Genomic DNA, 16,619 nt, shown 5'->3' with positions numbered 1-16,619 from the left:
GCGACGGAGAAGCCGGCATGAACTGGCTGGCCAACAACTGGCCCCAGGTCGTCGATCTCACCGGCGCCCACCTGGTGCTCAGCATCCCCGCGATCCTCCTCAGCGTGCTCATCGCAGTGCCGATCGGGCGCCTCGCGTTCTCCCGCCCGCGCCTGGGGTCCCCGCTGCTCGGAGCCGCCTCGCTCATGTACGCGATCCCCGCGCTGCCGCTGCTGATCATCATCCCCGCCGTGCTCGGGCTGCCCCTGCGCTCGCGAGCGACCATGATCGTCGCGCTCACCGTCTACGGCGTCGCCCTGCTCGTCCGCACCGCCGCGGACGCCTTCGCCGCCGTCGACGCCCGCACCCGCGATGCGGCGATCGCGCTCGGCCACTCGCGGTCGAGCGTGTTCTGGCGGGTCGACCTGCCCCTCGCGGTGCCCGTGCTCCTCTCCGGCGTGCGGGTGGTCACGGTGAGCACCGTGAGCCTCGTGACGATCGGTGCGCTCATCGGGGTGCCCGGCCTCGGCTCCCTGCTCACCGACGGCTTCCAGCGCGGCATCACGGCCGAGGTCGTCACCGGGGTGCTCGCCACCGTCGTCCTCGCGCTCGTGCTCGACGGCCTCCTCCTGCTCCTCGGCCAGGCGCTCACCCCGTGGGCGCGCACGAAGGCCGGCCGCGGCACCCACCGTCGGGCCGCCGGAGCGGGGAGCCGCCCATGAACCTCTTCCTCGACGCCCTCGCCTGGCTCGCCGATCCCGCGCACTGGACGGGCCCGAACGCCGTGGGCGTGCGGATCGTCGAGCACCTGTGGATCTCGTTCCTCGCCGTGCTCATCGCCGCGGTCCTCGCGGTGCCGGCCGGGATCGTCATCGGGCACACCCGCCGCGGCGCCGGGATCGTCGGGGCGCTCACCGGCGCGGCCCGCGCGATCCCCACGCTCGGCCTGCTCACCCTGTTCGGCCTCGCGCTCGGCATCGGGCTCGAGGCGCCGCTGCTCGCCCTCGTCGTCCTCGCCGTGCCCTCGCTGCTCGCCGGCGCCTACGCCGGGGTGCAGTCGATCGACCCGGTCATCCCGGACTCCGCCCGCGCGATCGGCCTGAGCCCGACCCAGGTCATCCTCCGGGTCGAGGTGCCGCTCGCCTCGCCCGTGCTGCTCGGCGGGCTGCGAGCGGCGACCCTGCAGGTCGTCGCGACGGCGACGCTCGCCGCATACACCGCCGACTACGGGCTGGGGCGCTACCTGTTCTCCGGACTCAAATCCCGCGAGTACGATCAGATGCTCGCCGGCGCGCTCCTCGTCGCCGTCATCGCCCTCCTCCTCGAACTCCTGCTCGGCGCCGCCCAGCGCCTCGCCCGCACCCGCATCGCCCATCCCGCACCGGAGAGGACCTCCTCATGAATCGCACACCGCTCACCCTGCTCGCCGCGCTCACCGCCGCCGGCCTGCTCACCCTGTCCGCGTGCGGGGGCGACCCGCTCGCCGAGGACACCACGGGCTCCGGGGGCACCGGCGGCGGAGGCGGCGACACGATCGTCATCGGCTCGCAGGCCTACTACTCGAACGAGATCATCGCCGAGGCCTACGCCCAGGCCCTCGAGGCCGCCGGTGAATCCGTGGACCGGCAGTACCAGATCGGGCAGCGGGAGGTGTATCTGCCGGAGATCGAGGCCGGGGAGATCGATCTGTTCCCCGAGTACTCCGGCCCGCTCCTCCAGTACTGGGAGTCCGACACCCCGGCGCGCCAGGGCGAGGAGGTCTACAGCGCCCTGCAGGAGGCCATGCCCGACGGCCTGCGCGCCCTCGCCCAGGCACCGGCGACCGACCAGGACTCCTACGTCGTCACCCGCGAGTTCGCCGAGCAGCACGATCTCACCACGATCGCGGACCTCGCCGAGGTCGACGAGGACCTCACGCTGGGCGCGAACTCGGAGGCCGAGAACCGGCCGAACGGACCGCAGGGCATCAAGGAGGCCTACGGGATCGACGTCGGCTTCTCCCCGATCGAGGACAGCGGCGGTCCGCTCACCGTCAAGGCGCTCGAGGACGGCGACATCCAGCTCGCGATCGTCTACACCGCCGACCCGTCGATCACCGAGAACGACCTCGTCGTCCTCGAGGACCCGGAGGGACTGTTCCTCACCTCGCAGGTCGTGCCGATCGCCGGCGAGAACGTGTCCGAGGACGCAGCAGCCGTCGTCGACGAGGTGAGCGCGGCGCTCACCACCGAGGCGCTCCGGGATCTCAACGCACGCAGCGTCACCGACGAGCTGCCCTCGTCGACGATCGCCGGGGACTGGCTGACGGAGGAGGGATTGCTGTGACCGGCGCGGACGCAGGCATCACGCTCTCCCACCGCTTCGCCGACGAGCTGCCGGAGCTCGCGGTGCCGTGGCAGGCCGCGAAGCCGCCCGAGCCCCGACTCCTCGTCCTCAACGATCCGCTGGCCGCGCAGCTCGGCCTCAACCCGGAGGCGCTGCGCGGCCCGGACGGAGGCGGCTCGAGTGCCGGACTCGGTCTGCTCACGGGAACCGCGCCGCCGGCCGGGACGCAGCCGGTGGCCCAGGCCTACACCGGGCACCAGTTCGGGACGCTCAACCCGCGCCTCGGCGACGGGCGGGCCCTGCTGCTCGGCGAGGCGGCGGGACCCGGCGGAGAACTGCTCGACATCCATCTCAAGGGTTCCGGACGCACGCCGTTCGCTCGCGGCGGGGACGGGCTCGCCGCGGTCGGGCCGATGCTGCGGGAGCACCTCGTGAGCGAGGCGATGCACGGACTGGGGATCCCCACCACGCGGGCGCTCGCGGTGGTCGCGACGGGCGGCTGGGTGCGCCGCGAGCGGGCGCTGCCCGGTGCGGTGCTCGCCCGGGTCGCGCGCAGTCATGTGCGGGTGGGCAGCTTCCAGTTCGCCCGGCTGTCCGGCGACGACGCGCTGCTGCGCCGGCTCGCCGATCACGCGATCGACCGGCTCCACCCGGAGGCACGCGCGGCCGCCGACCCCTACCTCGGCCTGTTCGAGGCCGTCGTCGCGGCGCAGGCGGAGCTCGTGGCGCGGTGGATGCTCGTGGGATTCATCCACGGGGTGATGAACACCGACAACATGACGATCTCCGGGGAGACGATCGACTACGGTCCGTGCGCGTTCATGGACGCCTTCGACCCGACGACCGTGTACAGCTCGATCGACACCGGCGGGCGCTACGCGTATGCGAACCAGCCGCTCATCGCCGAATGGAACCTCGCCCGGTTCGCCGAGGCGCTCCTCCCCCTGCTCGGTGAGGACCAGGAGGCGGGGATCGCGGCCGCCCAGGAGGTGCTCGGCGGGTTCCGCGCCCGCTACAGCGCGGCGTGGACGGCCGGCATGCGGGAGAAGCTCGGGCTCCGGGACGCGGTGTCCGAGGAGACCGCGGGCGAGGCGATCAACGCGATCCTCCTCATGCTCCGGGACCACCGGGTCGACTACACGGGATTCTTCCGGGGTCTGGCGGACGCAGGCAAGACTGGTCCGGGAAGTGCCGGCGGCGGTGCCGGGGCGCGCGGTGATGACGCGGGTCGTGCCGGGCAGGGCAGTGCCGACGCGAGCGTCGTCACCGAGATGCTCGCCGACGTCCCCGAGTTCGTCGACTGGCTCGCGACCTGGCAGGGGCTCGATCCGGATACCGCACACATGCAGCGGGTCAACCCGGTCTACATCCCTCGCAACCACCTCGTCGAGGAGGCGCTCGTCGCCGGGGAGGCCGGGGACATGGAGCCGTTCACCCGGCTGCTCGAGGCGGTGACGGATCCGTACACCGAGCGCCCGGGGCTCGAGCGGTACGCGCTGCCGGCACCCGAGGACTTCGGACCCTACCGGACCTTCTGCGGGACGTGAGGACTGTGGGCGGCGCATGCCCGAACGCTTGACGGGTTCCATCCGCACCGATAGAAGTGATGCATGTCACTCGATGAGGAGTCGCGGCACCTGATCGCGGCATTCGCCGCCGCTGGGCGGTGATGTGCGGGAGTCCTGGGCCGAGGTGCTCGCGGACTCCCGCGACCGCCGCGTCGTCGTCAAAGCCGTCCACGGGGGTGGGCGCGGACGGGGTGTGCTGTCGGACCCGCTCCCTGCGGATCCCCCGATGGACGGCCCCTATCTGGTGGAGGACTGGATCGATCACGACAGGATCGACCGCAAGCTCTACGTCGCCGGCGGGTGGGTGAGCGGGCTGCTCAAGCCCTCGACGCTCGACCACGAGCACACCACCGGCGGTGAACCCTTCGCCGTCGACAATGCTCTCGCCGCCCTCGCCCGGCATGCGGCGGCCGGGCTCGGCATGCACCTCGCCGGCGTCGACGTGGTCAACGCCTTCCCCGGCTTCCGCGGGGTGGACGGTGCCGCGGAGGCGGTGGCGGAGCATCTGGTCGAGCACGACGGGGCAGACCGGGGCTGATCCGGACCGGGCGCCGGACCGCCCGTGTCCGAACCCGCCGGTAGGGTGAGACCGGCAAGCGAACCGGACGGGACTGCCGGATCAGCGAGCTACGGATCCGGATCGCCCTCGCGATCCTCGAGCAGGGTTTCGATGTGGTGACGCAGGTCGGCGGCGTGCACCGAGATGACCTGCCACACGATCTCGTAGTCGACCGCGTCGTACTCGTGGGCGAGCCGGTTTCGCATCCCGACGGCCCGGCGCCAGGTGGGCTGTTCGGCACGGTCGCGCAGGAAGTCCTCGGGCAGTCGGCGGACCGCTTCTCCCAGCTTGAGTACGAGGGAGTCCGCCGCGAGGTGCGGTACGCCCAGCTCAGGGTCGCTGTCGTACCACTCCCGGCCCCGGGCCGCCAGCGCCTCCGCGTGACGACACAGCCGGATGATGTCCTCGAGTCTGCGGCGGATACCGGCAGGCAACGGTGGGTTCACAATGCCACCGCAGCGCGGGCGATCTCGTGATCAGCACGGAGCGAGCGCGAGGTGATGATGTCCACGCCTCTGCCCAGCAGCTCCTCCAGCAGCTCTGCGGCATCGATGATGTCGAGCAGGTCCAGGTCGGGCTCTGCATCGACGAGCAGATCGATGTCGCTGCCAGGATGATCCTCATCGCGGGCGACGGAACCGAACACCCGGGGATTGCTCATACGGTGCTCCCTGAGCACGGTCAGGATCGCGTCATGATGATGGGCCAGAGCGGCGCGAGCGGAAGGTCGCAGTGCCGAGTCCAGGCGCTCGACGGTGGCCGCCGAGGGGCGGCGCCGGCCTCGCTCGTAGGCGGCGATGTTCGGCTGCGGCACACCGCTGCGTTCGGCGAGCTGCGCCTGGGTGAGTCCCGCCTGCACTCGACGAGATCTGAGGTCTTCCATGACCCGAGTATAGCGCGCGATATACTCGCGCGCTCCCGCTGACGATCGACCCCGTGCCGAGGGCCCGGCGGCCAACGCCGTCGGCCCGAGGAGCACTGCCGTGCCCGCGGCGCACCCCGGCCGGCCTCTTGCGTCAGACCAGCCCGCTGCTGAGGAGGAAGATCGCCAGGCCGTGGGCGATCGCCGCCGGGATGACGCCTCGGCGCAGGCGGAGGAACGCGTAGATCAGTCCTTCCCAGAGAGTGAATGCCAGCAGCGGCCATCCGACGTCGGTCACGGTGGTGGCGAGGTAGGCGCGGCACGCCGCGAAGATGACGGCGGACCGCAGCGCGGCACGCACGGCAGCCATGGCGGTCTCGAGCCGGCCCTGCAGGTGGCCCCGGAAGAACACCTCCTCGCCGAGGTTGCCGGCCAGCGCCATGAACGCCAGGGCGGGGAGGACGCCGAGAGCGACCGCGCCGCCGCGCTCCTCCAGCGGTGCTGCGGCCGACACCGCGAGGATGGGAGCCGCGGCGAGGATCCCGCCGAGGATGCACAGCCCGAGGGTGCTGGGATTCGGCGTCCCCCACTGCACGAGCGACCGCAGGCGCGGGTCACGCAGGGTGGCGAGGACCAGGAGGATGCTGCCGAGACCGAATGCCACGAGCACCACAGGGTCGTCGGTCATGCGCAGCCAGGCACGAAGTCGCCCACGAGTCCGAACTCCCACAGCCGGGTGGGAGTCATCGCGTCGCAGATGAGGACGACGATGCGCAGGCGACGCTCCTCCGGGATGACGGTACGAGCTGCGAACGGTTGGGGAATGAGAAAGACCCCGCCGTTGGCGGGGCCGTTCTCCTGTTCACTTCGGTGGAGGTAAGGGGATTCGAACCCCTGACCTTCTCCATGCCATGGAGACGCGCTACCAACTGCGCCATACCCCCGAAAGGCGCCTCCCGGAACTCCGGGCGACTCGAACCATAGTACTCAGTCCCGGACCGTTTGCAAAATCGGCGAGGCCGCCGCCCCGGAACCTTCATCGGCGACCGCCGCACGGACCGGTCAGCGCAGCTCGGCAGCCACCGAGCACCCGATCGCGCTCGCTAGGCTGGCCCCCATGAGCTGGATCGATTCCTCCCGGGTGGACCTCGACGTACCGGTGTCCGGCGGCGTCCACCCGACCGCGGCCTGGGAACACCCCGGACGCGCCTCCGCGCCGGCGGATCCGGTCGCGGCCACCCGCCCGCTGCTCCTCGTTCACGGCTTCCGCGGCGATCACCACGGCATGGACCTCATCGCCCACCATGTCCGCCACCGCCCGGTCGTCGTCCCCGACCTCCCCGGTTTCGGGGCGACCGCTCCCCTGCCCGGCGGACTCTCCCTCGACTCCTACCTCGACTTCCTCACCGGCCTCCTCGGTGTCGTCGAACAGCGGTACGGCACCCGGCCGCTCGTCGTCGGCCACTCCTTCGGCTCGATCCTCGTCGCCCACCTCGCCAGCCGGCTCGCACGGCGCGGCGACCCGCTCGACGCGCTCGCACTCATCAACCCGATCACCTCGCCTGCGCTCGAGGGGCCGTCCCGCCTCGCCTCGCACCTCGCCCGCTTCTACTACGCGCTCTCCGCCCAGCTGCCGGAGCGGGCCGGCGATGCCGTGCTCGGGCACCCGCTCATCGTGCGCGGGATGAGCGAGGTCATGGCGACCACCCGGGACCCCGGCCTGCGCCGCTACATCCACGATCAGCACCACCGGTACTTCTCCACATACTCCGACCGGGACTCCCTCGCCCAGGCCTTCGACGTGTCCGTGTCCCACACCGCCGCCGAGGCGGCCCGCGCCCTCACCATGCCCGTGCTCGTGATCTCCGGGGGCGCCGATTCGATCGCACCACCGGCGCCGACCCGCACTTTCGTCGACGCGCTGCCCGATGCCCGCTCGCATGTGTTCGACGGCGTCGGGCACCTCGTCCACTACGAACGGCCCGAGCCCACCGCCCGGCTCCTCGAGGACTTCGCGGACCGGCACCCCGGTCGCTGACCGCGCCACCGGCCCCCGCTGGCCACCGGCAGCCGGTCGTCTACACTGCGAGCATGAAGGAACCGCGCACGCTCAGCGGCGATGCGACGCTGCATCTGCCGGAGTTCGACTCCCCGCCCGCGGACCCGCTCGCCCTGCTCCGACAGTGGATCGGCGACGCAGAGGACCGCAATGTGCGCGAGCCGCACGCCGCCGCCCTCGCCACCGCTGCAGCAGATGGGCGGGTCGCCCTGCGCACGGTGCTCCTCAAGGGGATCGGCGACGACGGGCCGGAGCTGAGCTTCACCGCTCGCAGCCGCAAGGGCGCCCACCTCGCGGCGAACCCGCACGCAGCGCTCAACCTCTACTGGCGCGAGACGCTCCAGCAGATCACCGTCGAGGGAGTGGTGCGCGCGCTCCCCGACGCCGTCTCCGACGCGATCTGGGAGGACCGCCCCCGAGGCGCCCGCGCCACCTCCTCGCACTCCTACCAGAGCGCCGAGCTCACCGAGGAGTCCGCGCTCTCCACGGCCGCGCGGGAGCTCGAGGAGTCCGCGGCGCCGATCCCCCGTCCCGAGCACTGGCATGCCTTCGTCCTCGTACCCGAGCGGATCGAGTTCTGGCACGGCAGCCCCGACCGCCTCCACCGGCGGCTCGAGTACTCGCGCACGGAATCCGGCGCTGCCTGGACCACGCACCGCCTCCAGCCCTGACGCCCGGACGGCGCACGCGCAGCCGTGCGCCACCACCGGTGAATGCAGGGGTTTCTCCGGAGAGCATCTGAATCTCCGCCCAGGGAGCCCTGATCAGCGACGATTCGGTCGCCGCGGGCAGAAACTCTCGCATCGGCGGTCAGTGCGACGCCGCCAGGGCGCAACGCCGCCAGGGTGCCAGCAGGGCGCCGGGCGGGTGCCAGGAGGGTGCCCGGGCCCATAGGGCGCCTCTCAGTGCTCGGAGTCGTCGATATCGAAGTCGGCGAGGGTCGACTCGTACTCGGTGAGGCCGGCGTCCTCGTCCCCGGGCGCCTCGGACAGGCGGTTGGGCGAGGTATGACGCCACACCGGAGCACCCCCGGCGAAGGTCGAGCGCGAGAGCACGTTCGACGCGACCGAGGACACGACGATGAGCGCGAGGAAGCCGGCGACCGCCATGAAGAGGCGGGTGAGGCTGAAACCGTCGTGCCACAGCGTGTAGATGTAGGCGGCGAGCAGGATGAGCGGCATCGCCAGTCCGGTCGCCGGTGAGAACACGTTGATCCGCGACAGCGCATCGTTCGCGCGGAACATCGCGACCGCACAGAGGAGCACGATGGCGCTGCCGGTGATCCCGAAGACCCCGACGAGGGTGATGGCGAGCGTGTCCGGGATCATCAGCGGTGCCCCCTCGTCTGGATGCGGGACAGTGCCACGGTGGCGAGGATGCCGAGCATCGACGACAGGAAGATCACGTCGAGCACGATCGAGAGGTCGACGAGCATCGCGATGAAGGTGAGGATGCCGATCGCGGAGAAGTACACGAGGTCGCCGACGATCGCCCGCGATCCCATGTCCTTGGCGGTGAGCACCCGGCAGAGGCCCACCACGATCGCCAGCGCGAGCAGGCCGATGCAGATCCACAGCACGATGGTCACTGGGCACTCCTCTCCGTCGATCCGGCTTCACCGCTCGGCCTCTGGACGGCGGTCCAGCTGCTGATCGGCTCGGGCTTCCGACCGCGCGTCATGTGCAGCAGCCGGTCCTCCATCTCGTACAGTCCCTCGAGCACGTCCGCCTCGGACTCCCCGAACAGCGCATGGACGAAGAGCGTCGCACGCGACCGCTCGTCCGCCGCTGCCGAGGCGACGACGAGCGTGCCCGGAGTGATGGTGATCGAGGAGGCCATGAGGGTGATCTCGACGTCCGTCTCGCAGCGCAGCGGGAGCTCGACGATCATCGGCCGACCGTACTCACCCGCCTTGAAGATCCCCGTGAGGACATCGACGGTGCCGGTGACGATCTCCTTGCCGATCCACAGGCTGTAGCCGATCGCCCGGAACGGATTCATCATCGTGTGCGCACCGCCTCGATGTAGGGGACCGTGTGCAGGAGGTCCTCCGCGGCCCGCTCGGTCACCGCGAACAGCAGATCAGGGAACAGGAACAGACCGACGGACAGCGCGATCATCACCGTGCCCGGCAGGAGCAGCCGCGTGCGGATCCGCACGGAGTCCGGCAGCTCGGTGAGCGCGGCGCGCCCGGTGCTCAGCGAGTCCGGGTGGTAGTGCGTCATCGGCTCCCCCCAGAAGGAGTTCGCCCACAGCCGCTGGAGGGCGAGGATGCTGATGAGCGACCCGAGGATCACCGCGCCGATGAGCACGGGGCCGAGCACGGACTCGTCCGCCGCCGAGGCCCGGATGAGCCCGATCTTGCCCCACACGCCGGAGGTCGGGGGCAGGCCGATGAGGGAGAACAGGCCGACCACCATGAGCACGGTCGCCCATTTCTCGCGCCCGGCGACCCCGGAGAGCTTCTTGAACGCGCCCGTGCCGTAGGTCTGCTCGACGGCACCCATGGTCAGCAGCAGTCCCGCCATGGTGATGATGTGGTGGGTGAGGTAGAACGTGCCGGCGGACAGCGCGGCGGCACTCATGAGGACGACGCCGATGAGGATGTGGCCGACGCCGGACACCATCTGGAAGGCGAGCACATTGCGCACGCGGATCTCGCCGAACGCGGAGAGCACCGCCAGCAGGATGGTGACGACGACGATGACCGCGACGACCCACGACCAGACCGGGGGCTCGACGAACACCGAGGAGTAGACCCGGTAGATCGCATAGAGGGCGACCTTGGTGTGGAGACCGGAGAACAGCGCCATCATGCCGGCGGAGGTGTTCGGGTAGCTGCGGACGAGCCAGCCGTGCACCGGCGCGGCACCGGCCTTGACGAACAGCGCGGTGAGCACGACGCCGATCGCGAGCTGCCCGGCCGGTGGGATCTCCTCCATCTCCGCGATGAGCGCGAGGTTGACCGTGCCGAGCGAGCCGTAGACGAAGCCGACTCCGATGAGGAGGATCGTCGAGGTCAGGAGGTTGACCATGACGAACATCCGGCCCACCCCGAGCCGCCGCCAGGTGCCGGTCACCGCGATGAGCGCGTAGGACGGCAGCACCATGACCTCGACGAAGACGAAGAGGTTGAAGAGATCACCGGTGAGGATCGCGCCGTACACACCGGTGAGCATCATGAGGATGAGCGCGGGCATGAATCGGTACTGGTCCTCGCCGGTGGCGATGAGGAACCACGAGCACACGAGCGCGGCGACCGAGGTGACGGTGAGCAGCAGCGCGGCGAAGGTGTCGGACACGAACGGGATCGCCAGTCCGTCCACGAAGCCGCCCACGGAATGCGCGATCACCGGCTCCCGGGTGTGCACCGCGAGCAGGTACAGGCCCGCCGCCGTGATGAGGGCGGGGATGCCGATGAGGAGGATCCGGTCGAGGAGCCGGGAGCGGACGATCGTCGACAGCGCCGAGGCGCCGAGCGGGATCGCGATGATGAGCAGGAGGAGAGCGGAGTTCACTGTTCGCGGGCCTCCCCCGTGTTCGGCGGCGTGTGCTGGTCGTCGTCGTGGCCGAGCACGGCCATCGCGAGCATGAAGATCGTGATCGCGAGCGTGATGACGATCGCGGTGAGCACGAACGCCTGGGGCAGCGGGTCCGCGGCGATCGAGGGGTCGGTGCGCCCTTCGAGCGGCTCGCCGCGCCATGCCGTCACCCCGGAGGCGAGCAGCGCGAAGTTCGCGGCGTGGGAGATCAGCGTGAGTCCGAACACCGCGCGCACCATGGAGCGCTGCAGCAGCAGGTAGACGCCTCCGGCGACGAGGATTCCGACGGTCACTGCGAGGATCATTCGCCACGCTCCTGGTGCTGCTCGCCGGTGGACATGTGCTTCGACCGCACGCCGAGCCGGCTCCTCCGCTCGGGCTTGACGAGCGCACCGGCCTGCGGGCGCTCGCCGCGGGTCGCGTCGAGCGGGCCGTGGAGCTCGCCGTACATCATCTCGTCCGCGCGCTCGCGCGTGCCCTCGAACGGCAGCGCGTCGACGTCGCGCTGCATCTGCCCGTCGGTGAGGACGTCGTCGCCGGCCGGGGTGAACGCCGAGTCCGAGGTGCCGAGCAGGTTGAAGGACACGAGGATGAGCCCCACCACGGCCATGTACACGCCGACGTCGAACAGCAGCGAGGTGGTGAAGTGCTCGCCGAGGATGTACCCGTGGATCGGTTCGAGGAACGAGCCGGCGAAGACCAGGCCGACGAAGCCGGTGAGGACGGCGACCATGACGCCGCCGCCGATGAGGATGAGCGGGGCGCGCGGCGGACCGATCGCGCGGTCCTTCGAGGTCGACATGTAGAGCAGGCCGACGATCGCGGAGCCGACGAGCGCGGCGATGAAGCCGCCGCCGGGCTCGTTGTGGCCGCGCCAGAAGATCAGCGCGGAGGCGATCGCGAGGATCGGGCCGAGGACGCGCACCATGAGCTGCATCGGGATGACGTTGGGCCAGGCGACCATGACGGCGCGATGGGCGACCGAGCCGCGCGGTCGCAGGCTGAGCCACGGGGTGCGCGGCACCTCGGGGATGTCCGCGGCGGGCGGGTCGATGAACTTGTCGCGGACCGAGGACAGCACCGCGACGATCGCGATCCCGGCCATCCCGAGCACGGTGAGCTCGCCGAGCGTATCGAGTGCACGGAACTCCACGAGGATCGTGTTGACGATGTTCGAGCCGCCGCTGATCTCCGGGGCCTCGTGGAGGTAGTAGAGCGCGATCTCGGAGCGCTCCCGGCGACCGGTCATCACCCACACCGCGGTGCCGACGGCGACGCCGACGAACACGGCGAAGATCCCGCGCCGGGTCTGCGTGCGCTTGCGGTACCGCCAGAAGGTGCGCGGGAGCTTCTGCAGGACGAGCATGATGACGATGATCGTCATCGCCTCGACGAGCAGCTGGGTGAGTGTGACGTCGGGGGCGCCGAGCGCCATGATCTGCACGGTCGCGAGGATGCCGACGGCCGACAGCGCGACCGTCGCGGTCATCCGCGAGCGCGCGAAGCACACGGCGAGCACGGAGAAGCCGATGAGGACGAGGAGGACGAGGTCGATCGGGCGCGACAGGTTCGGCTGCACCGGCGGCAGACCGGGGCCGAGCGCGATCGCCAGGGTGCCGCCGAAGATCACGAGGGAGAGCAGTCCGAGGATCGCGCGCACGTGCGGCGCGGCGCGGACCGGGGCGACGAGTCCGCTGGCGCCGCGGCCGGCGGACTCGAGGCCGCGGGTGATGCCGCTGATGACATCGGCGCCGTCGAACGGCAGGCGGGCACGCATGAAGAACGGGAACACCGTGCGGCGGGCGAGGATGATGGCGATGCCGGCGGCGATGATGAGGATCGAGGCGATGAGCTCCGGGGAGATCCCGTGCCACAGCGCGAGGTGCGGGTGGGGGTCGGTGCCGGGCAGTGCGGCAGCGGCCGCGGGGACGACGAGGCGCTCGACCGTCGGGAGCATGAAGGCCAGCGGCACAGAGGCGAGGATCGGCAGCGCTGCGAAGGTGAGCATGACGCCGTCGGTGCGTCCGAGCCGCTCCCGGTCCGGGGCCGGACCGTCGACGAACGCGCCGAACACGACCTTGGCGCAGTAGGCGAAGGTGAGCACGGAGGCCGCGGCCGCGGCGATGAGCGTGGCCCAGCCGGTCCACGCCGCACCCGGCGCCTCGCCGAGTCCCATGAACACGGTCTCCTTCGAGGCGAAGCCGAGCAGCGGCGGGATGCCGGCCATCGAGGCGGTGCCGATGATCGTGACGACGAAGGCGAGCGGGGACACGCGGAAGAGCTGCGGAATCTTCCCGAAGTCGCGGGTGTGGCCGATGTGGTCGACGACGCCGACCATCATGAACAGGCCGGACTTGAACAGGGCATGGGCGATGACGTGGAGCACGGCGGCAGAGAGCGCGAGCTCGGTGCCGACGCCGATCGCGGCGACGATGAGGCCGAGCTGGCTCACCGTCGAGTAGGCCATGAGCTTCTTGAGGTCGACCTGGTTGAGGGCGAACCAGCCGCCGATCGCGGTGGTGATGAGTCCGGCGACGATGAGCACCGCATTCCACGCCGGGGTGGAGTGGAAGGCCGGGCTGAACCGGATGAGGAGGAAGATGCCGGCCTTGACGACCGCCGCGGCGTGGAGATAGGCGCTCACCGGGGTGGCGGCGGCCATCGCGTCGGGCAGCCAGGAGTGGAACGGGAACTGCGCGGACTTCGTCATCGCGGCGAGCGCGACGAGCAGTGCGACCGTCGTGGTGAATGCCGGATCGGCGCCCCACACCTCGTCGGTGAGCGCGGCGTGGATCGAGGTCGTGCCGGTGCGGGCGATGATGAAGCCGATCGCCACGAGCAGGCCGAGACCGCCGATGAAGGTGATGAACATCGTGCGCAGCGACGCCGGGTGGGCGGCGGCGCCGGACCGGGCGATGAGCATGAACGACGCGAGCGAGGTGACCTCCCACGCGATGAAGAGCACGAGCAGGTCGTCGGTGAGGACGAGCACGACCATCGCGAAGGTGAATGTCGCCATGAGCCAGTAGAAGCTGAGGTTCGGGCCCGGCGACAGGTAGGCCGTCGAGTAGAAGAGCACGAACGCGCCGATGACGAGGGCGATGAGGGTGAAGACCACGCCGATCCCGTCGACCCGGAAGGCCAGGGCGACGTCGAGGCTCGGGACCCATTCCCAGGCGGCTTCGACGGTGCCGCCGGCGAGGACCTCGGTGACAGCGGGCAGGAAGGCCGCGGCCGCGGCCAGATACGCGACTCCCAGCACCCACCCGGCATGGCGTCCGAGCCCGGCGGTGACGAGCGGGGTGAGGACGAGGAGGGCTGCGAGGATGCCCACGGTCACGAGGATCGTCATGTGTCGACGGCTCCCGTCCTGCCACGCGGTGCACACGAGGACATCCGGGTCCCGACCATTGACTTCATGGTTGTCGATCCTAGCGAAACTGGACGATCCTCAGCAAAATGGTGAGAGCCGACGGAGAGTCGACAAACCGGTCCGAACGCTCATCGGCTCGGCCCAAGGAGGCAGCGGCGCACTCCTCTAGGCTGATGCACCATGAAGCTGTTCTTCGATGCCCGGTTCACCCGCACCGATCGCCACGACGGGATCTCCCGCTACGGCTCGTGCCTGCTCGCCGCACTCCTCGAGGTCACCTGCGGGACCGAGGTCGAGGTCACCGCGATCATCCACGACGAGGCGCAGCTCGCGCTGCTGCCCGACACCCCGTACGTCGTCCTCAACCATCCGACGTCCCCGGCCGAGCTGACCATCGCCAAGCGGCTCGACGCCCTGGGTGCCGATGTCGTGTTCTCGACGATGCAGGTGATGGGCTCCTGGGGCCGCGACCACGCGCTCGTCCTCACCCTCCACGACCTCATCTACTACGCGCACCCGCAGCCGCCGGCGGACCTGCCGGCGGTGGTGCGCGGGGCGTGGCGGCTCTACCACCGGGCGTACTGGCCGCAGCGGCTGATGCTCGACCGCGCGGACGCCGTCGCAGTGGTGAGCCGCACGACGGCCCGGCTCGTCGCCGAGCATGCGCTCACCTCGCGGCCGGTGCACGTCGTGCCCAATGCCGTCGCTCCCCCGCCGGAGCTGCCTGCCCGCGCGCCCGGCCACGACGCCCGCTCGCTCGTCTACATGGGGGCGTTCCTCCCCTACAAGAACGTCGAGGCGCTCATCCGCGCGCTCGCGCACCTGCCGGGCTGGACGCTCCACCTGCCGAGCCGGATCACCCCGGCCCGCGAGCGGGAGCTGCGGGCGCTCGTCCCCGACCGGGCGCGCGTCGTGTTCCACCGCGGGGTGAGCGACGAGGAATACGCCGCGCTCCTCGATTCGGCGACCGCGCTCGTCACGGCCTCGCTCGATGAGGGCTTCGGGCTCCCCGTCGTCGAGGCGATGGCGCGCGGGGTGCCGGTCGCGGTGAGCGAGCTGCCGATCTTCCGGGAGCTCGCCGACGGGGTCGCGGAGTTCTTCGACCCGCACGATCCCGCCGACATCGCGCACGCCGTCTCCGCGCTGTCCGTGCCCGAGGTGTGGGCCGCCCGCGCCCAGGCGGCGCAGGTCAGGGCCGCAGAGTTCTCCTGGGAATCGTCCGCCGAGGTGCTCCTCGACCTCGCCCGCTCCCTCCACGCCGAGCGGACGCGACGCTGATCCGGCGCCGGATCAGGCGATGGCGGCGGGGTCGGAGCTCGCGCCCCAGGAGCGCAGCACCCAGGTGTCGCGGCGCGGGGTGAGCACGCCGTAGCCGCAGTTCGCCATGACGCCGAGGTACCCGGCGCCCTCGCGGCCCAGGCCGAGGAGCTCCTCAGCGGCCCCGCGGAGCACAGCGCCGTGGGCGACGACGGCGAGCGTCTCCTCCGCTCCGGCGCCGGCGACGATCTCGCGGATCGCTGCGACGACGCGGGCCGAGGACTCCCTGCGGCTCTCCCCGCCCGGGGGGCGCATGTCCACGCCGGACTGCCAGGCGGCGAGCTGGTCGGGCCAGATCTCCGCGATCTCCGACCGGGTGCGACCCTGCCATTCCCCGACGGAGATCTCGCGGAGCAGCGGGTCCGCCTCGAGCCCGGCGCCGGTCCGGGCCGCCAGGGCCTGGGCGGTCTCGTAGGCACGGGCGAGGTCGGAGGACACGATCCGGTCGATGCCGGAGCCGGCGAGCGCCTCGGCGGCCGCGCGGGCCTGGGAGCGGCCGAGCTCGTTGAGCGGGATGTCCGCTTGACCCTGGAATCGTCCTTCGGCGTTGTAGTCCGTCTGCCCGTGGCGCAGCAGGATGAGCGAGGCGACCACGGCTCAGGCCTCCGCGGTGCCGCGGGTCTCCGCGGCGTCAGCACCGGCGACGGCAGGCAGGTCGAGGTCGACGACCGGGCAGTCGCTCCACAGCCGCTCGAGGGCGTAGAACTGTCGGTCCTCCTCGGTGAACACGTGGACGACGATGTCGTCGAAGTCGATGAGCACCCAGTTCCCGTCGCCGTTCTCACGCCGCACGCGCTTGACGTCGTGCTCCTTGAGGAGCGCCTCCTCCACGCCGTCGACGATGGCCTTAACCTGGCGCTCGTTGGTCGCGGAGGCGATGACGAAGACGTCGGTGAGCGCGAGCTGGGCGCTGACGTCGAGGCCAACGATGTCGGTCCCGAGCTTGTCGGCGGCGGCTGCGGCGGCGGTGCGGGCGAGTGCGGTGGCTGCGGGAGTGGCCGTCACGCATGTCCTTTCGGGGGCATCGGGGTGCAG

Annotated in this window: 19 protein-coding genes and 1 tRNA gene; 8 read left to right on the top strand and 12 right to left on the bottom strand. The window is 71.0% G+C overall.

The features are described 5' to 3' along the window. Positions 1–17: 17 nt before the first annotated feature. From FDF13_RS09825 to FDF13_RS09805, 5 genes are all read left to right on the top strand, one after another. On the top strand, positions 18–701 hold the full coding sequence (locus FDF13_RS09825) for an ABC transporter permease (protein ID WP_137319490.1): 684 nt from the start codon (positions 18–20) through the stop codon (positions 699–701). Beyond that, a complete protein-coding gene (locus FDF13_RS09820) occupies positions 698–1,381 on the top strand; it encodes an ABC transporter permease (RefSeq protein ID WP_137319489.1) in 684 nt (227 codons plus the stop codon). The genes FDF13_RS09825 and FDF13_RS09820 overlap by 4 nt, the downstream gene beginning before the upstream one ends. Next, positions 1,378–2,304, top strand: a complete 927-nt coding sequence (locus FDF13_RS09815; RefSeq protein WP_137319488.1) for an ABC transporter substrate-binding protein — start codon at positions 1,378–1,380, stop codon at positions 2,302–2,304. The genes FDF13_RS09820 and FDF13_RS09815 overlap by 4 nt, the downstream gene beginning before the upstream one ends. After that, the gene (locus FDF13_RS09810; protein WP_217494845.1) at positions 2,301–3,851 is read left to right on the top strand and encodes a YdiU family protein; all 1,551 of its coding nucleotides are present in this window, start codon (positions 2,301–2,303) and stop codon (positions 3,849–3,851) included. Before FDF13_RS09815 ends, FDF13_RS09810 begins: the two co-directional genes overlap by 4 nt. A gap of 124 nt (positions 3,852–3,975) precedes the next feature. Next, a complete protein-coding gene (locus FDF13_RS09805; RefSeq protein ID WP_137319486.1) occupies positions 3,976–4,410 on the top strand; it encodes a hypothetical protein in 435 nt (144 codons plus the stop codon). Between the two features lie 89 nt (positions 4,411–4,499). On the opposite strand, the gene FDF13_RS09800 is transcribed toward FDF13_RS09805, so the two are convergent. The 4 genes from FDF13_RS09800 to FDF13_RS09785 form a co-directional block, all read right to left on the bottom strand. Beyond that, entirely contained in the window at positions 4,500–4,865 is a 366-nt protein-coding gene (locus FDF13_RS09800; RefSeq protein WP_175406942.1) for a DUF86 domain-containing protein, read from the bottom strand. Positions 4,866–4,873: 8 nt separating this feature from the next. Then, entirely contained in the window at positions 4,874–5,290 is a 417-nt protein-coding gene (locus FDF13_RS09795; RefSeq protein ID WP_254668763.1) for a helix-turn-helix domain-containing protein, read from the bottom strand. A 157-nt stretch (positions 5,291–5,447) separates the two neighbouring features. Next, positions 5,448–5,981: a CPBP family intramembrane glutamic endopeptidase gene (locus tag FDF13_RS09790; RefSeq protein WP_217494844.1), complete on the bottom strand. Its 534-nt coding sequence runs from the start codon at positions 5,979–5,981 to the stop codon at positions 5,448–5,450. 183 nt (positions 5,982–6,164) lie between these two features. Beyond that, positions 6,165–6,237: transfer RNA gene (locus tag FDF13_RS09785), tRNA-Ala, on the bottom strand. 173 nt (positions 6,238–6,410) lie between these two features. On the opposite strand from FDF13_RS09785, the gene FDF13_RS09780 reads away from it, so the two are divergent. Then, positions 6,411–7,331: an alpha/beta fold hydrolase gene (locus FDF13_RS09780; RefSeq protein ID WP_137319483.1), complete on the top strand. Its 921-nt coding sequence runs from the start codon at positions 6,411–6,413 to the stop codon at positions 7,329–7,331. Between the two features lie 53 nt (positions 7,332–7,384). Beyond that, entirely contained in the window at positions 7,385–8,023 is a 639-nt protein-coding gene (locus FDF13_RS09775) for a pyridoxal 5'-phosphate synthase (protein WP_137319482.1), read from the top strand. Positions 8,024–8,254: 231 nt separating this feature from the next. Here FDF13_RS09775 and FDF13_RS09770 read toward each other — a convergent pair whose 3' ends face one another. Genes FDF13_RS09770 through FDF13_RS09745 form a run of 6 tightly spaced genes read right to left on the bottom strand, consistent with a single transcriptional unit; the run spans position 8,255 to position 14,246 of the window. Further along, positions 8,255–8,680, bottom strand: a complete 426-nt coding sequence (locus FDF13_RS09770) for a monovalent cation/H(+) antiporter subunit G (RefSeq protein WP_137319481.1) — start codon at positions 8,678–8,680, stop codon at positions 8,255–8,257. Further along, on the bottom strand, positions 8,680–8,940 hold the full coding sequence (locus tag FDF13_RS09765) for a transporter (RefSeq protein ID WP_137319480.1): 261 nt from the start codon (positions 8,938–8,940) through the stop codon (positions 8,680–8,682). The genes FDF13_RS09770 and FDF13_RS09765 overlap by 1 nt, the downstream gene beginning before the upstream one ends. After that, complete coding sequence (locus tag FDF13_RS09760; RefSeq protein WP_137319479.1) at positions 8,937–9,356, bottom strand: Na+/H+ antiporter subunit E; 420 nt, start codon at positions 9,354–9,356, stop codon at positions 8,937–8,939. Before FDF13_RS09760 ends, FDF13_RS09765 begins: the two co-directional genes overlap by 4 nt. Beyond that, the gene (locus FDF13_RS09755) at positions 9,353–10,870 is read right to left on the bottom strand and encodes a monovalent cation/H+ antiporter subunit D family protein (RefSeq protein WP_137319478.1); all 1,518 of its coding nucleotides are present in this window, start codon (positions 10,868–10,870) and stop codon (positions 9,353–9,355) included. Before FDF13_RS09755 ends, FDF13_RS09760 begins: the two co-directional genes overlap by 4 nt. Continuing rightward, positions 10,867–11,199: a sodium:proton antiporter gene (locus FDF13_RS09750; protein WP_137319477.1), complete on the bottom strand. Its 333-nt coding sequence runs from the start codon at positions 11,197–11,199 to the stop codon at positions 10,867–10,869. The genes FDF13_RS09755 and FDF13_RS09750 overlap by 4 nt, the downstream gene beginning before the upstream one ends. Then, positions 11,196–14,246 (bottom strand): DUF4040 family protein, encoded by a 3,051-nt coding sequence (locus FDF13_RS09745; RefSeq protein WP_137319476.1) that lies wholly within the window; start codon positions 14,244–14,246, stop codon positions 11,196–11,198. Before FDF13_RS09745 ends, FDF13_RS09750 begins: the two co-directional genes overlap by 4 nt. Before the next feature lie 201 nt (positions 14,247–14,447). On the opposite strand from FDF13_RS09745, the gene FDF13_RS09740 reads away from it, so the two are divergent. Further along, entirely contained in the window at positions 14,448–15,545 is a 1,098-nt protein-coding gene (locus FDF13_RS09740; protein ID WP_137319475.1) for a glycosyltransferase family 1 protein, read from the top strand. A 12-nt stretch (positions 15,546–15,557) separates the two neighbouring features. Here FDF13_RS09740 and FDF13_RS09735 read toward each other — a convergent pair whose 3' ends face one another. After that, a complete protein-coding gene (locus FDF13_RS09735; protein WP_137319474.1) occupies positions 15,558–16,178 on the bottom strand; it encodes a histidine phosphatase family protein in 621 nt (206 codons plus the stop codon). 3 nt (positions 16,179–16,181) lie between these two features. Next, positions 16,182–16,589, bottom strand: coding sequence for a ribosome silencing factor (rsfS, locus tag FDF13_RS09730; protein WP_137319473.1), 408 nt, complete (start codon positions 16,587–16,589; stop codon positions 16,182–16,184). Positions 16,590–16,619 lie beyond the last annotated feature (30 nt).

It is taken from the genome of Brevibacterium sp. CS2 (assembly GCF_005280295.1).
Lineage (GTDB): Bacteria > Actinomycetota > Actinomycetes > Actinomycetales > Brevibacteriaceae > Brevibacterium > Brevibacterium pityocampae.
Note: the sequence above shows the minus strand (reverse complement) of the source record. Positions and strands in the feature narration are given on the sequence as shown.

Bases quoted from the DNA above. Each gene is read 5' to 3' on its own strand.
- FDF13_RS09825 (WP_137319490.1), top strand. From the start codon at position 18: ATGAACTGGCTGGCCAACAACTGGCCCCAGGTCGTCGATCTCACCGGC.
- FDF13_RS09820 (WP_137319489.1), top strand. From the start codon at position 698: ATGAACCTCTTCCTCGACGCCCTCGCCTGGCTCGCCGATCCCGCGCAC.
- FDF13_RS09815 (WP_137319488.1), top strand. From the start codon at position 1,378: ATGAATCGCACACCGCTCACCCTGCTCGCCGCGCTCACCGCCGCCGGC.
- FDF13_RS09790 (WP_217494844.1), bottom strand. From the start codon at position 5,981: ATGACCGACGACCCTGTGGTGCTCGTGGCATTCGGTCTCGGCAGCATC.
- FDF13_RS09780 (WP_137319483.1), top strand. From the start codon at position 6,411: ATGAGCTGGATCGATTCCTCCCGGGTGGACCTCGACGTACCGGTGTCC.
- FDF13_RS09775 (WP_137319482.1), top strand. From the start codon at position 7,385: ATGAAGGAACCGCGCACGCTCAGCGGCGATGCGACGCTGCATCTGCCG.
- FDF13_RS09770 (WP_137319481.1), bottom strand. From the start codon at position 8,680: ATGATCCCGGACACGCTCGCCATCACCCTCGTCGGGGTCTTCGGGATC.
- FDF13_RS09760 (WP_137319479.1), bottom strand. From the start codon at position 9,356: ATGATGAATCCGTTCCGGGCGATCGGCTACAGCCTGTGGATCGGCAAG.
- FDF13_RS09750 (WP_137319477.1), bottom strand. From the start codon at position 11,199: ATGATCCTCGCAGTGACCGTCGGAATCCTCGTCGCCGGAGGCGTCTAC.
- FDF13_RS09745 (WP_137319476.1), bottom strand. From the start codon at position 14,246: ATGACGATCCTCGTGACCGTGGGCATCCTCGCAGCCCTCCTCGTCCTC.
- FDF13_RS09740 (WP_137319475.1), top strand. From the start codon at position 14,448: ATGAAGCTGTTCTTCGATGCCCGGTTCACCCGCACCGATCGCCACGAC.